The organism is Pseudooceanicola profundus (assembly GCF_054919315.1).
In genome coordinates this window covers 3,476,077-3,490,062 of the sequence record NZ_CM142898.1, presented here as the reverse complement: position 1 = coordinate 3,490,062, position 13,986 = coordinate 3,476,077, and the positions used below count along the sequence as shown (strand labels likewise).

General features: G+C 66.1%; 12 protein-coding genes. 7 read left to right on the top strand and 5 right to left on the bottom strand.

Going from position 1 to position 13,986, the window contains the following annotated elements:
- Nucleotides 1-3: 3 nt before the first annotated feature.
- Complete coding sequence (locus ACX9MO_RS16030; protein WP_222489611.1) at nt 4-531, bottom strand: component of SufBCD complex; 528 nt, start codon at nt 529-531, stop codon at nt 4-6.
- 124 nt (nt 532-655) lie between these two features.
- Between ACX9MO_RS16030 and hemB the strand changes: the two genes are divergently transcribed.
- Entirely contained in the window at nt 656-1,669 is a 1,014-nt protein-coding gene (gene hemB, locus ACX9MO_RS16025) for a porphobilinogen synthase (protein ID WP_462212559.1), read from the top strand.
- Between the two features lie 238 nt (nt 1,670-1,907).
- On the top strand, nt 1,908-2,468 hold the full coding sequence (locus ACX9MO_RS16020) for a lipid-binding SYLF domain-containing protein (RefSeq protein ID WP_222489609.1): 561 nt from the start codon (nt 1,908-1,910) through the stop codon (nt 2,466-2,468).
- Between the two features lie 53 nt (nt 2,469-2,521).
- Here ACX9MO_RS16020 and ACX9MO_RS16015 read toward each other — a convergent pair whose 3' ends face one another.
- Nucleotides 2,522-2,791 carry an usg protein gene (locus ACX9MO_RS16015; RefSeq protein ID WP_462212558.1) on the bottom strand — a complete coding sequence of 90 codons (270 nt, stop codon included), beginning with the start codon at nt 2,789-2,791 and terminating at the stop codon, nt 2,522-2,524.
- A 192-nt stretch (nt 2,792-2,983) separates the two neighbouring features.
- Here ACX9MO_RS16015 and gyrA point away from each other — a divergent pair, with 192 nt between their 5' ends.
- Both gyrA and ACX9MO_RS16005 read left to right on the top strand, forming a co-directional pair.
- Nucleotides 2,984-5,728, top strand: a complete 2,745-nt coding sequence (gene gyrA, locus ACX9MO_RS16010; RefSeq protein ID WP_222489607.1) for a DNA gyrase subunit A — start codon at nt 2,984-2,986, stop codon at nt 5,726-5,728.
- A 39-nt stretch (nt 5,729-5,767) separates the two neighbouring features.
- The gene (locus ACX9MO_RS16005; RefSeq protein ID WP_462212557.1) at nt 5,768-6,607 is read left to right on the top strand and encodes a LysR family transcriptional regulator; all 840 of its coding nucleotides are present in this window, start codon (nt 5,768-5,770) and stop codon (nt 6,605-6,607) included.
- A 548-nt stretch (nt 6,608-7,155) separates the two neighbouring features.
- Here ACX9MO_RS16005 and ACX9MO_RS16000 read toward each other — a convergent pair.
- The 3 genes from ACX9MO_RS16000 to ACX9MO_RS15990 all read right to left on the bottom strand — a co-directional run bounded on the left by ACX9MO_RS16000 (nt 7,156) and on the right by ACX9MO_RS15990 (nt 10,796).
- The gene (locus ACX9MO_RS16000) at nt 7,156-8,631 is read right to left on the bottom strand and encodes a carboxypeptidase M32 (RefSeq protein ID WP_462212556.1); all 1,476 of its coding nucleotides are present in this window, start codon (nt 8,629-8,631) and stop codon (nt 7,156-7,158) included.
- 4 nt (nt 8,632-8,635) lie between these two features.
- Nucleotides 8,636-9,775 (bottom strand): heme A synthase, encoded by a 1,140-nt coding sequence (ctaA, locus tag ACX9MO_RS15995; protein WP_222489604.1) that lies wholly within the window; start codon nt 9,773-9,775, stop codon nt 8,636-8,638.
- A 289-nt stretch (nt 9,776-10,064) separates the two neighbouring features.
- A complete protein-coding gene (locus ACX9MO_RS15990) occupies nt 10,065-10,796 on the bottom strand; it encodes an RNA methyltransferase (RefSeq protein WP_222489603.1) in 732 nt (243 codons plus the stop codon).
- 206 nt (nt 10,797-11,002) lie between these two features.
- Between ACX9MO_RS15990 and chrA the strand changes: the two genes are divergently transcribed.
- The 3 genes from chrA (at nt 11,003) to ACX9MO_RS15975 (ending at nt 13,842) form a co-directional block, all read left to right on the top strand.
- The gene (gene chrA, locus ACX9MO_RS15985; RefSeq protein WP_462212555.1) at nt 11,003-12,262 is read left to right on the top strand and encodes a chromate efflux transporter; all 1,260 of its coding nucleotides are present in this window, start codon (nt 11,003-11,005) and stop codon (nt 12,260-12,262) included.
- A 113-nt stretch (nt 12,263-12,375) separates the two neighbouring features.
- Nucleotides 12,376-12,870, top strand: a complete 495-nt coding sequence (locus tag ACX9MO_RS15980; protein ID WP_222489601.1) for an SspB family protein — start codon at nt 12,376-12,378, stop codon at nt 12,868-12,870.
- A gap of 414 nt (nt 12,871-13,284) precedes the next feature.
- Complete coding sequence (locus tag ACX9MO_RS15975; RefSeq protein WP_462212554.1) at nt 13,285-13,842, top strand: class I SAM-dependent methyltransferase; 558 nt, start codon at nt 13,285-13,287, stop codon at nt 13,840-13,842.
- The last annotated feature ends 144 nt before the right edge of the window (nt 13,843-13,986 follow it).

Below are 13,986 nucleotides of genomic sequence, written 5' to 3'. Positions count from 1 at the left end.
GGATCAGCCTCCCAGCACACCGATCGAGAAATTCTGGAACATGCCCCAAAGCGCGGTGACGAAGATCGCCATCACGCCAATCGCCTGCACCCCGATCCGGTGACGGGTGAGGCGCTTGTGAAGATCGGGGCCGCGCGGCTCCTCCATCCGGATGCGGAAGGCGGTGCGCAGGCTCAGGAGGCCGACGAAGGACATCGGGAAGGCCAGCAGGAAGACCGCCTGCGCGAATTCCACCCCGTAGACGAAGCCCAGAAGCGCCAGCACCGTCAGGACGAAGCAGACGAAGGAGATCAGCACCGTGCCGGACAGTTCGTTGATGTAGAGGATCCGGTTGATGTTGATCCGCACCATGTCCTCTAGGTCGACTTCCGCCTGACCGCCGACGCGCCGCGCCCGCAGGACCATGTCGTAGGGCACACCCAGCACCCAGTGGCTTGCCGTCGACCAGACCACCGCCAGCGCGATCCAGAACCACAGGTTCGAGAAGGAGCGCATGTCGATGAGCTCGAATATCGTTTCGTGAAGGTTCACCGGGGGCCCTCTCGGCCTTTTGACTGCCGCACCTTAGTAGCGCCCGTTTTCGGTAATTCCTACCCTTGAGGCGCGTCGCATTCCATGCCACCTCACTCCTGTATGATCAAGAAAGGATCCGCTGATGTTCCCGGTTCAGGCCCCCTTCCCCCAAACCCGGTTCCGTCGTGCCCGCCAGAGCGGCGCGATCCGGGCCCTGGCGCAGGAAAACCACCTGGCCGTCGGCGACCTGATCTGGCCGGTCTTTGTCTGCGAGGGCGAGAACGTGGAACAGCCGATAGCCTCGATGCCGGGGGTCAGCCGGCTTTCGGTGGATCGCGTGGCGCAGGCGGCGAGCGAGGCCTTCGACCTTGGCATTCCGGCGGTCTGCATCTTCCCATACACCCCGATGGAGAAGCGCACCAAGGATTGCGCCGAGGCATGGAACCCCGAGAACCTGTCGAACCGGGCGACCCGCGCGATCAAGGCCGTGGTGCCCGAGATGGCGGTGATGACCGACATCGCCCTCGACCCCTACAATATCGACGGCCATGACGGCTTTGTCGTGGACGGACAGATCCTGAACGACGAAACGGTCGAGGCGCTGGTGAAACAGGCGGTCAGCCAGGCCGAGGCGGGCGCCGACATCATCGGCCCCTCGGACATGATGGACAGCCGCATCGCCCGCATCCGCGGCGCGCTGGAGGCCGGCGGCCACACCAACGTGATGCTGTTGAGCTACTCGGCCAAGTATGCCTCGGGCTTCTACGGGCCGTTCCGCGATGCCACCGGCGCCACCGGCGCTCTGAAGGGCGACAAGGCGACCTACCAGATGAACCCCGCCAACACCGACGAGGCGCTGCGCCTCGTGGCGCGCGACCTGCAGGAGGGCGCGGACATGGTGATGGTGAAGCCCGGCATGCCCTACCTCGACGTCTGCCGCCGGGTGAAGGACACCTTCGGCGTGCCGACCTTCGCCTACCAGGTCTCGGGCGAATACGCGATGATCGAAGGCGCGGTGCGCAATGGCTGGCTCGATGGCGACAAGGTCATGGTGGAAAGCCTGATGGCCTTCAAGCGCGCGGGCTGCGACGGGGTGCTGACCTATTTCGCGCCGCGCTTCGCCAAGCTGATGCAGGGCAAATCGGCCGTCGTCTGACCGCCTGCATTGCCGACCGCGCCCGGCCCGGATCGCGGGCCGCGCGTCCCCTCCCGTGCGCACGTCCGGCCCCGCCTGAGGCGATTTCCGCCGAGCGCCGGGTGACGTGGCCGCCGAGGGTGACAGGACCAGCCTGCCCCCCTATACTTCGCCCTCGAAGCCGGGCAAACCGGCAGCGTCATTGACGCGACATTCCGGGGCAAAGTCCCCATCACGGGCAAGAGACAGGCGGTTTCCCATGAGCAATCTTTCCAGACGCACCTTTTCCCTCTCGGCACTGGCGGCGATCCCGCTGCTGGCGGCGTGCAACAACGGCATCGGCAGCCCGGGCGGCTCCAAGATCGACGCCCGCGTGGACGCGACGCTGGCGCAACTCTTCAGCCAGTACCCCGAGACCCGCAACCTCGCCGCGAAATCCGCCGGCATGCTGGTCATGCCGCTGATGACCGAGGCCGGCTTCGGCATTGGCGGCGGCTACGGCCGCGGCGCCCTGCGCGTAGGCGGCAGCACGGTGGACTACTATTCCGCCACCGCCGCGAACTTCGGCCTGCAGATCGGCGCGCAGCAATATGCGCATGTGCTCTTCTTCATGACGCAGGAGGCGCTCTCGGGCTTCCGCCGGTCCTCCGGCTGGGCCGCGGGCGCGGACGTGGAATACGTCTTCTCCGACAAGGCCGAGGCGATGCGCGCCGAGACGACGACCTCCATCGCGCCGATCGTGGCGGTGATCTTCGGCCAGGCCGGCCTGCGCTTCGGCGCGACGCTGGAAGGCGTGAAATACTCGCGCATCCTGCCCTGACCGGCAGACCCGCGACAGCGTTCGGGCCGCCCTCCGGGGCGGCCTTTCGCATTTCAGTGCAGCGTGAATTCCCCCACCACGTTGCGCCAGCGGCCGGGCGAGATTTCCTTGCGATGGGTGAAGCGGACCGAGTGCAGCGGCCCTTCGATTTCCTTCTGCAAGAACTCGATGAACCTGAAGAGCCGCGGATGATCCGGGGCGAGGTCATACTCCTGCCAGACGAAGATGTTCAGCACATGGGCATAGTCGGGCATGTGATAGAAGAATTCGGCCGTCGTCAGGCCGTATCCGCGCAGCATAAGTTCGGTCGGGGTTTCCTGCATTTCGCCTCCTGTGACATATCCACAAGAAAAATCCTGCCACGACTTCATTTTCAGTCAACGAAAACAGTATGTTATCACTGTGCGCGCCCGGCTGCCAAAGGCAGGCGCCAGCAACCATTGCACCCTATATGACGGGTCTGCTATAAACCGGACAGCTATATCTAGAACCCTAAAAGAATACAGGCAGAGCCGTTGAGCGACACGCCCCAACCCCCTGAGAACCCGGAAGAAAACGAGCGCACCCCCTACGCGGGACCGACGGTGTCGATCACCGACGAGATGCGCAATTCCTACCTCGACTACGCGATGAGCGTGATCGTGAGCCGGGCGATTCCGGATCTTCGTGACGGCCTAAAACCTGTGCACCGCCGCATCCTCTACGCGATGCAGGAATCCGGGAATACCGCCGACAAGTCCTATCGCAAGTCGGCCCGCCCGGTCGGCGACACGATGGGTAAGTACCACCCCCACGGCGACAGCGCGATCTATGACGCGCTCGTCCGGATGGCGCAGGACTTCTCCATGTCGCTGCCGCTGCTGGACGGTCAGGGCAACTTCGGCTCCATGGACGGCGACAAGGCCGCGGCCATGCGTTACACCGAGGTCCGGATGGAAAAGGCGGCGAACTTCCTGCTCGCCGACATCGACAAGGACACGGTCGACTTCCTCGACAACTACGACGGCAAGGACAAGGAACCGGCCGTCCTGCCCGCGCGCTTCCCCAACATGCTGGTGAACGGCGCCGGCGGTATCGCCGTCGGCATGGCCACCAACATCCCGCCCCACAACCTGGGCGAAGTGGTGGATGCGACGCTGGCCCTGATCGAGAACCCCGACCTCGACAGCAACGACCTGAACCAATACGTGCCCGGCCCCGACTTCCCCACCGGCGGCGTCATGCTGGGCCGTTCCGGTGCGCGCAAGGCCTACCTCGAGGGCCGCGGCAGCGTGATCATCCGCTCCAAGACCCACGTGGAAGAGCTCCGCAAGGACCGCTACGCGATCATCATCGACGAGATCCCCTACCAGGTGAACAAGGCCGCGATGATCGAGAAGATCGCGGAATGCGTCCGCGACAAGCGGATCGACAACATCGCCCATGTGCAGGACGAATCCGACCGTCAGGGCGTGCGCGTGGTGATCGAGCTGAAGCGGGACGCGACCCCCGAGGTCGTGCTGAACCAGCTTTTCCGCTTCACCCCGATGCAGACCTCCTTCGGCTGCAACATGCTGGCGCTGAATGGCGGCAAGCCCGAGACGCTGACGCTTTATGGTTTCCTGTCGGCCTTCATCACCTTCCGCGAGGAAGTGGTGGCCCGCCGCACCGCCTTCGAGCTGCGCAAGGCGCGTGAACGTGCCCACATCCTGTGCGGTCTGGCCGTCGCGGTCACCAACGTTGACGAGGTCGTGGCCACGATCCGGTCCTCCGCCGATGCGGCCGAGGCCCGCGAGAAGCTGATGACGCGCCGCTGGCCCGCCTCCAGCATCGCGGAATACATCCGCCTGATCGACGATCCGACCCATACGATCAACGAGGACGGCACCTACAACCTCTCCGAGGCGCAGGCGCGTGCGATCCTCGAGCTGCGGCTGCAGCGCCTGACCCAGATCGGCGTGCAGGAAGTCACGGACGAGCTGCAGGAACTGGCCAAGAAGATCCGGGAATACCTCGAGATCCTCGCCTCGCGCGAGCGGATCATGGGCATCATCCGCGACGAGCTGACCGAGGTGAAGGAGCTCTTCGCCGTCCCCCGCCGCACCGAGATCGTCGACTGGTCCGGTGACATGGAGGACGAGGACCTCATCGAGCAGGAGGAGATGGTCGTTACCGTCACCGCCGGCGGCTACATCAAGCGGACCCCGCTGGCCGACTTCCGCAGCCAGAAGCGCGGCGGCAAGGGCCTCTCGGGTGGCGCGATGAAGGATGATGACGCGGTCACCACGCTTTTCGTCGCCAACACCCATACTCAGCTGCTCTTCTTCACGACCGAGGGCATGGTCTACAAGCTCAAGTGCTGGCGTCTGCCGGTCGGCGGGCGGACCTCCAAGGGCAAGGCGATCGTCAACATCCTGCCCATCCCCACCGGTGTCTCCATCGCGGCGATCATGCCCGTGGACCGGGCCGAGGAGGAATGGGGCGACCTTCAGATCGTCTTTGCCACCTCCGCAGGCACCGTGCGGCGCAACGCGCTGTCCGATTTCACCAACGTGATGCGGAACGGCAAGATCGCCATGAAGTTCGAGGGCGAGGCCGAGGGCATGCGCCTGATCAACGCGCGGATCTGCGGCCCCGAGGATGACGTGATGCTGTTCACGCAATCGGGCCGGGCGATCCGCTTCCGCGCCGATGATGTGCGGGTCTTCAACTCGCGCAACTCCACCGGGGTGCGCGGCGTCAGGCTGAACGAGAACGACGAGGTCGCCTCGATGTTCGTCCTGCCCCACTTCGCCGCCGAGAGCGACGAGCGCGCCTCCTACCTCAAGATGCGCCGTGCCATGGCCGGCGATACCGAGGCGACGGAGGAAGAAGAAGGCAACGCCGACATGCCGCTGGCGCAGGAGCGCTACGCCGAGATGTCCGCCGCCGAGACGCTGATCCTCACGATCACCGTGGGCGGCGCGGGCCACATCAGCTCCTCGCACGATTACCCCGTGCGCGGGCGCGGCGGCCAGGGCGTCACCGCCTGGGAGAAGAGCATGCGCACCGGTCCCGTCATCGCCGCCTTCCCGGTGGAGATGGACGACCAGATCATGCTGGCCACCTCGCGCGGCCAGTCGATCCGGGTCCCGGTCGACGGCATCTCCTTCCGGTCGCGCAGCGCGGGCGGGGTGCGGGTGTTCAACACCGGTGCCGGCGAAGAGGTCGTCTCGGTGGCACGGATCGCCGAACAGGCGGATGAGGATGAAGGTCTCGAGGGACCGGAAGCTGACTCCTGATCCCACGGGACAGGCGGCAGATGTGGCGGCGGTACTGCGATGAAGAACTGGGATGATCTGAGATACCTCGTCGCGGTCCACAAGACCGGCAGCATGAGTGCTGCCGCGCGCCTGCTGGAAACCAACCCGGCCACCGTGTCGCGCCGCCTCAGCCGCCTGTCCGAATCGCTCGGCTTCGATCTCTTCGTGAAGACGCCCGAAGGCTGGGTGGCGAACGAGGCGATTTCGGACCTGATCGAAACGATCACCGGGTTTGAGAACGAGATTGTTTCCTATCTGCATACGCAGAGCACCGCCGCCCCGGCGACGGGTGGCAACATCACCGTCGGCTGCCCGCCGACGATCAGCGCCTATGTCTTCTACCCCGCCCTGCGCGCCTTCCTCGAAAGCCATCCCGGCCTGCGGATGACCTTCAACGCGCTGACCCTGACCGAGGCGCTTGGCGAGAACGACATGATCATCGTCACCCAGCGTCCCGAACAGGGCCGCCTGGTGGTGCGTTACATCGGCAAGTTCCACATCAACGTCTACGCCTATCCGGACAGTCCGCGCGATATGGGCTGGATCGGGCTCAACCGCAGCCACGATCAGGCCGAGACGATGCAGTTCGCGCGCAAGGTCATGGCGGGCCACGATCCCCTCATTCGCGTGGAAACCCTGCACGAGATCATGGGCGCGATGCGCACCAGCCGCCTGCCCGGCCTGCTGCCCAATATCGTCGCCATGTCGGATCCGGAACTGCAACGGTTCGAGCCGGAGCAGGCCGATCTCGTGTCGCCGCTCTATCTCTGCTTCCACGAAACCCGCCGCCGCGACCCGCTGCTGCAGGACGTGGCCGATTGGGTTGCGCAGGAATTCAATCGCACCACCCAATTGTGACCCGAAAAGAAACAATCTTTCGGCACATATCTGCTCATGTCAGCAATACCGCCTTTGCTTTTGATTTCGTTATGTGCTCTACTCACACGTGTGTACTGAGGCAGTAGAGTTTTCGGATCGACCTTTCAGTGTAAAGGAACTTTCCGTACCAGGGGCAGAACGCCCGCTCACGGCAACATACGCGGATAGATTGCAGACCGGTTTTCTTTATTGAATTTCGCAGGTCTTCGCATCGGCAGCCCCTCCCTCGGGGTTCGGTGCATTGTGATAGGGCGCTTTCGTGTGTCCTTGGTTGGCCTCGATCGGCTTGTTCGGCGGCAGGGTTCTCTCTTGTTCCTGCTGAGGCTGACTGAAAATGGTGGTTTGACGCTTCTACCCCGTCAATCCCTTCCAACTGGGTCGGCCGGAACAGCCGACCCAATTTTTTTCCAGATGAGTGCCGATTGCCTCCGGAAACGGAAACGGAAACGGACAGTAATCACGAAACGGGACTAAAAAACCCCGGCCGTTTTCACGACCGGGGCAAATGGCATTTCGTGGCAAGCGCCTCAGAGATCGTAAATCCCGCCGAATTTCGCCTCCACGTAGCGCAGCAGCGGGCCCGCCGTGGGGGTCGTGCCACAGGCCTGCGTGATCACCTCGCGCGGGGTCATCAGCCCGCCGTGTCGTTGTACCTTGTCCCGCAGCCAGCCCGTCGCAGCGGTGGTATTCCCCGCGGCCAGATCGGCGTCGAGCCCCGGCAGATCGGCGCGCAGCGCCTCGTGCAGGCAGCCGGCATAGACATTGCCGAGCGAGTAGGTCGGGAAGTAGCCGAACAGCCCCACCGACCAGTGCACATCCTGCAGGCAGCCCAGGGAGGCACGCGGCACGTCATAGCCGAAGTCCGCCTTGAACCGCGCATTCCACGCCTCCTCGAGGTCCGCCACGGCGAGGTCGCCCGCGATCATCGCCCGCTCCAGATCGAAGCGCAGCATGATGTGGAGGTTGTACTGCACCTCGTCCGCCTCGGTCCGGATGAAGTCCTTCTGGACCCGGTTCACCGCGGCATAGAAGCCCTCTGCCCCGTCGAGGCCGAGGTCGCCGAAGGCGCGGGTCATCTCCTCGTACATCCAGCCCGTGAAAGCGCGGGAGCGGCCCAGCTGGTTCTCGTAGATGCGGCTCTGGCTTTCGTGCACGCCCATCGAGACGCCCTGCCCCAGCGGCGTCAGCGCATAGTCCGCCTCGATCCCCTGTTCATAGCAGGCGTGGCCGACCTCGTGGATCGTGGAATAGAAGCAGTTGAAGGGATCGGCCGGGTTGGTCCGCGTGGTGATCCGCACATCCGCGCCGGAGCCGGAGCTGAAGGGATGCACCGCCTTGTCGATCCGCCCGCGGCTCAGGTCATAGCCGAAGGTCAGCGCGAGCTTGGTCGAGAAGGCCATCTGCGCGCCCTCCTCGAAGGTGCCGGTCAGCCCCTTCGGTTCCGGCTTGCCCAGCACCGCCTCGCGCAGGGCCACCAGCCGGGGCCGCATCTCGCCAAAGATCGCCTCCAGTTCGGCCGCCGTCATCCCGGGCTCGTAGTCGTCGAGCAGCGCGTCATAGACATCGCCGCCGGCCGCCAGCGCCGCGCCCTCCTCGCGCTTCAGCGCGACGATCTTTTCCAGAACGGGCGCGAAGCCCGCGAAATCGTCCCTCTCCCGCGCCTCGGCCCAGTGGCCCTGCGCGACGGAGGTCAGCCGCGCCAGCTCGGTCGCCAGTTTCGCGGGCACCCGGCTGGTGCGCTCGAAACTGCGGCGGATGTGGCGCAGCTGTGCTGCTTCCGCCGGGGTCATCTCGGCGCCCTCGCAGGCGGCCAGCCAGTCCCCGATCCGCAGATCGGTACGGCGGCCGTGCAGGATGCCCTCGATCACACCGATCTCCTCGCCGCGCTGTTCGGCGGCGCCGCGGGGCATCACCGTCTCCTGATCCCAGCCGAGGCGCCCGGCAATGGCGGCCAGGGCTTCGGTCTCACGCTGGAAGGCCAGCAGGTCTTGCAGGGCTGTCATGGTATCAGGCTCCCCGGATCTTGGCGGTGACGGGATAGCGGGCGTAGAACCGCGCCCGGATGATCAGCACCCAGAGCGCCACGGCCACCAGTTGGTGGGTGATCGCCACGTGAAGCTGCGCGCCCGTCAGCACCGCCTGAATGCCGAGGATGACCTGCACCACCAGTGCCACGAAGGCCATGGTGAAGGCCACCCGCGTCGTGGTGTGGGCCGAGCGGCGCCCCTTGAGGAAACAGACCAGCGAGAAGATCGCCAGCAGGTAGCCCGAGCAGCGGTGGATGAACTGCACCAGCGCCGGGTTCTCGAGGAAGTTGCGCCACAGCGGCTCCAGCATGAAGGGGCCCGGCGGCAGCCATTGGCCGCCCATGGTCGGCCAGTCGGTGTAGGACCGGCCCGCGTCGATGCCCGCCACCAGCGCGCCGAGGAGGATCTGCAGGAAGGCGAAGTGCATCCAGCCGGTCGACATGCCGAAGAGCTTGCGCTCGCCCGCGCGGCGGGCCTGCATCAGCTCCCGGTCGTCCCGGCCGAGGCAGAAGAAGTACCACGCGATGAAGCCGAGGATGACGAAGGCGATGCCGAGGTGGGTCGCCAGCCGGTAGGAGGCCACCGAGAGCATGGTGCCGGTCAGGCCGGAGGAGACCATCCACCAGCCGATCGCGCCCTGTACGCCGCCAAGGGCGCCGATCAGGAAGAGCCGCCCGGTCCATCCCGCCGGGATCTGGCGGAAGGCGAGGAAACCGAAGAAGCCCAGGGCCCAGATCAGCCCGATCACGCGGCCCAGCTGCCGGTGCGACCATTCCCACCAGTAAATCTGCTTGAAGTCCTGCAGGTCCATCCACTGGTTCTGGATCTGGAACTGGGGGATCTGCTGGTAGAGGTCGAATTCCGCCTGCCAGTCGGCCTCATTCATCGGGGGCAGCGCACCGGTCAGCGGCTTCCACTCCGTGATCGACAGGCCGCTGTCGGTGAGGCGGGTCAGGCCGCCGACACAGATCATCGCCACCACGAGGGCGAAGAGCACCGCGAGCCAGACCCGGATCGCGCCGCGCGCGCCCTTGCGGCGGCCCCGGTCGATCGCGCCGGTCTGGACCTCCTGTTTCCGGTCGGTCCCGACCTCTTCGAATATGCTGCGTTTCTGGCTCATAAGGGTCACCTCGTCAGGGGCCTGCCACCCGGACCCTTGCGGGGCGTGCCGGGGGCCGTCTCGTGGGCGCATGGCGCCCCTCGTTGTGCTGTCCCGGCCCTCGTCGCTGCCGCGTGCCCCGGGATCGGCCCGGAGGGTCGGGCCGGCGGTCGGGGTCGGGCTGTGGCCCCCGGGGGCCGGTCTCGCGGTCAGGGCATGGGCGCGGGTGTTGTTTGCTCTCCGGGTCTTGTCCGGCGTCGTGTCCGGGTTGCGCGGCAGGGTACTTGCGTCGCACGACAGGGTCTAGCGCTCAGCCGCGCTCCTTCCAGCGGACCATCTGACGCAGGACCCCATGGAGCACCTGCACGTCCGACCGGGTCAGCGGCATCCGCGACCAGAGGTTGCGCAGGCTCAGCTTCATGCTGGCGGCCTTGGTCTCGGGGAAGAAGAACCCGGCCTGCTCCAGCGTCTCCTCGTAGTGCTCCGAGAGCTTTTCGATCTCGACGTTGGTGGCCCAGTCGGCGCCGGCCATCTCGACCGTCTCATGAGTGATCTCGGCACTCTGGCGGCGCCATTCATAGGCCGTCAGCAGAACGCATTGCGCAAGGTTCAGGGAGGCGAACTCCGGGTTCACCGGGACCGAGATGATCGCGTTGGCCCGCGCGATGTCATCGTTCTCCATGCCTGCGCGCTCCGGGCCGAAGAGCACCGAGACCTTTTCGCCGGCGGCGATCTTCTCCGCCGCGATCTGCATGGCGCGTTCCGGGGTCAGCACCGGCTTGGTCAACCCGCGCGGCCGGGCCGTGGTGGCCAGCACGAAGTGGCTGTCATGGAGCGCATCTGCGGTGGTCTCGAAGAGGCCTGCATTGTCCAGCAGCCGCCCCGCGCCCGAGGCCATGGCCACGGCCTTCTGGTTCGGCCAGCCGTCGCGGGGCGCCACGAGACGCATCCGGTCGAGGCCGAAGTTCCACATCGCGCGCGCGGCGCCGCCGATATTCTCGCCCATCTGCGGGCGCACGAGAACGAAGGTGGGTTGGGACATGGGGGCCTTTCCTGTTTGCCCCGGCAATAGGCCAAGGCGCCAAGAGGGACAAGGGTTGGCGACGGACTGGCGGGTGTTCGGAAGCTGCCAGGGGCGCTCCGGGGCTCCCCCGCTTGCCCCGAGGAATTCCCAAATAAACCGTTACACTTTGCAAAACCGTCACATATCTCTGCAAACCGGCGCGAAGACCGCAGCCAGAGGCCCCCATGACCGCCAACACGCCCCCCAGCCTTTCCGATCTCTTCAAGGTCTTCGGCCGCATCGGCCTGCTCTCCTTCGGCGGACCGGCGGCGCAGATCGCGCTGATGCACCGCGAGCTGGTCGAGGAACGCCCGTGGCTGGAAGACGGCAAGTTTCTCGGCGCGCTCAGCTTCTGCATGCTCCTGCCGGGGCCCGAGGCGATGCAGCTGGCCACCTACGCGGGCTGGCGGCTCAGGGGCACGCTCGGAGGCCTCATCGCGGGCGGGCTCTTCGTCCTGCCCGGCGCCCTCGTCATCGCGGCCCTGGCGCTCGCCTACGGCCAGTGGGGCACGCTGCCGCTGGTGCAGGCGGCCTTCCTCGGGATCAAGGCGCTGGTCATCGTGATCGTGCTGCAGGCCCTCGCCCGCCTCGCGCGCAAGACTCTGACCGCGCCGGACCGCTGGCTGCTGGCGGGGCTGGCCTTCGTGGCGACCTTCGCCTTCTCCCTGCCCTTCCCGCTGATCGTGGCGCTTGCCGCGCTCTGGGGCTTCCTTGCCACGCGGCCCGCCGCCACGACGCCGCCCCCGCCGTCAGAGGGCGCCCTGCGGCAGAGCCTGCGCCAGACCCTCCTCTGGGGCGCGCTCTGGCTGGGGCCGGTGGCACTGCTCGCCCTCTCCGGCGCGAGCTTCCTGACCGATATCGCGCTCTTCTTCAGCAAGCTCGCCGTGGTCACCTTCGGCGGGGCCTACGCGGTGCTGGCCTACATGGCGCAGGCAGCGGTCGAGACCCACGGCTGGCTCGGCGCGGAACAGATGATCGACGCCCTCGGACTGGCCGAGACGACACCGGGCCCGCTGATCCTCGTGACGCAGTTCGTGGCCATGGTCGCCGGGCAGAACGCCTCCGGCCCCGGTCTGGCGCTTGCCGCCGGGCTCGTCGCGCTCTGGGTGACCTTCGTCCCCTGCTTCCTGTGGATCTTCGCCCTCGCCCCCCACGTGGAGCGCCTGCTGGCCCAGCCGAGGCTGCAGGGCGCGCTTCAGGGCATCACCGCCGCGGTGGCGGGCGTGATCCTCAACCTCTCGGTCTTCTTCGCGCTCCATGTCTTCTTTGCCGAGGTGGAGACCGGCGGGCCCGGCCTGCGCCCGGTCTGGAGCAGCCTCCAGCCCGGTGCCGTCGTGTTGACGATTCTCGCCGCCGGGATCGTTTTCGGGCTGCGACGCGGGCCGCTGGTAACGCTTCTGCCCATGGCGGCGGCGGCGATCGGCCTTGCTCTGTTAGCGCCCTGAGCCATGCTGCCAAGGGCGCAGGGCGCATCGGCGCCACCGACAGAGATTTTTACCACCCCGCCTTCCGTTTTTCTCCGAATCCCCTATGCTTCCCGAAAGAAACGGATGAACGCATGTCTGGATCCATCGACTACGGCAACCTGATGCATCGCGCGATGCGCAGCCTCATTCAGGAGGTCCTCTCGGACGTTGCCGACAACGGCCTCCCCGGGGCACACCACTTCTTCATCACCTTCGACACCACCCACCCGGAGACGGAGCTGGCGGAGTGGCTGAAGGACCGCTACCCGAGCGAGATGACCGTGGTCATGCAGCACTGGTACGACAACCTTGAAGTGGGCGACACCGGCTTCGGGATCACCCTCAACTTCGGCGATGCGCCGGAACACATGTTCATTCCCTACAACGCCATCAAGACCTTCGTGGACCCCTCGGTGGAGTTCGGCCTGCGCTTCGAGACGCAGGTGAGCGAAGAGGACGAGGATCCGACCCCGCCCGATCCGCCGCGCCCGCTGCGCGATCCCTCGAAGGTCAAGACGCCCTCCTCCAAGTCCGACACCAACGGGCAGGAAGCGGATGTCGTGCGGCTGGACCAGTTCCGCAAGTAACGCCTGTTGTGCGTGAGACGAGACCGGGGCCCGCGTGGCCCCGTTTTCATGTGCGGTACCTGTCGCGGCCCCCTCTTCGCCAGAGCCCGTCCCCGGCGCCCCGTCTCGCCTGTCCGGTGCCATCTGGCCAAACCTGCCCACCGCCGATCGACAGGGTCTCAACGCAGGGTCACCACCGGATCAACAGGGACCGTCATGGGGCGGAAGCTGCTGACATCGTGGCGTCACACCGCAGTTACGCCGCCGTTACAGAGCCTGACAAGCGTTTGACAGCTCAACGAAATCTGCCCTCCAGACCGCCCGGAAACGGACCTAACCACATGAATTTTTTGTAAAATCCAGAAATCCCACTTGCCCGGAAGGGGCCTTCTCCGGTTTCTCGTCGCAACGACAGACGCAAGTGGGGAAAGAACCATGGCGAGCGATTTTGCGGTATTCCTGGGCGAGATGATGCGCCGCCCGAAAGAGGTCTCGGCGATCGCGCCCTCGTCCCAGGCGGTGGCCCGGATGATGACGGCGGGCGTGGAGCGGGTGAGCGGCCCGATCGTGGAAATCGGCCCCGGAACCGGCAGCTTCACCCGCGCGATCCTCGATCGCGGCGTGGCACCGGAACGTCTGATCCTGATGGAGATGAACCCGCGCTTCTGCGAAACCCTGCGCGAGAAATTCCCCGGCGTGACCGTGCTGAACCGCCCGGCACAGGAGATCGAGAGCCTCGGCCTGGCAAATATCGGGTCGGTGATCTCGGGCGTGCCGGTGCTGGCGCGGCCGCAGATCCAGCGCGAGGTGGTGGGCCGGGCCTTCAACGTGATGGCACGGGACGGGGTCTTCGTGCAGATCACCTATTCGCCCAACGCCCCGATCCCGCCGGAAGTGCAGGCCGAACTGGGCGTGCGCGCGACGAAACGCGGGACGGTCTGGGCGAACCTGCCCCCGGCGCGGGTGTTCGAATTCCGCCGCTCGGCGCAGTGAAATCCGGCCCTCAGGGGCCGCAGGACAGGACCGGCAGGGCGGCGTGAGGGATTGCGCCGCCCGTCTTTTGTTATGGGGCGGTTGGAGGCCTTGGGATGCTGGTCATCTCGTCCAATCTACCGATCTGGCCCTCGCGCTCCCTTT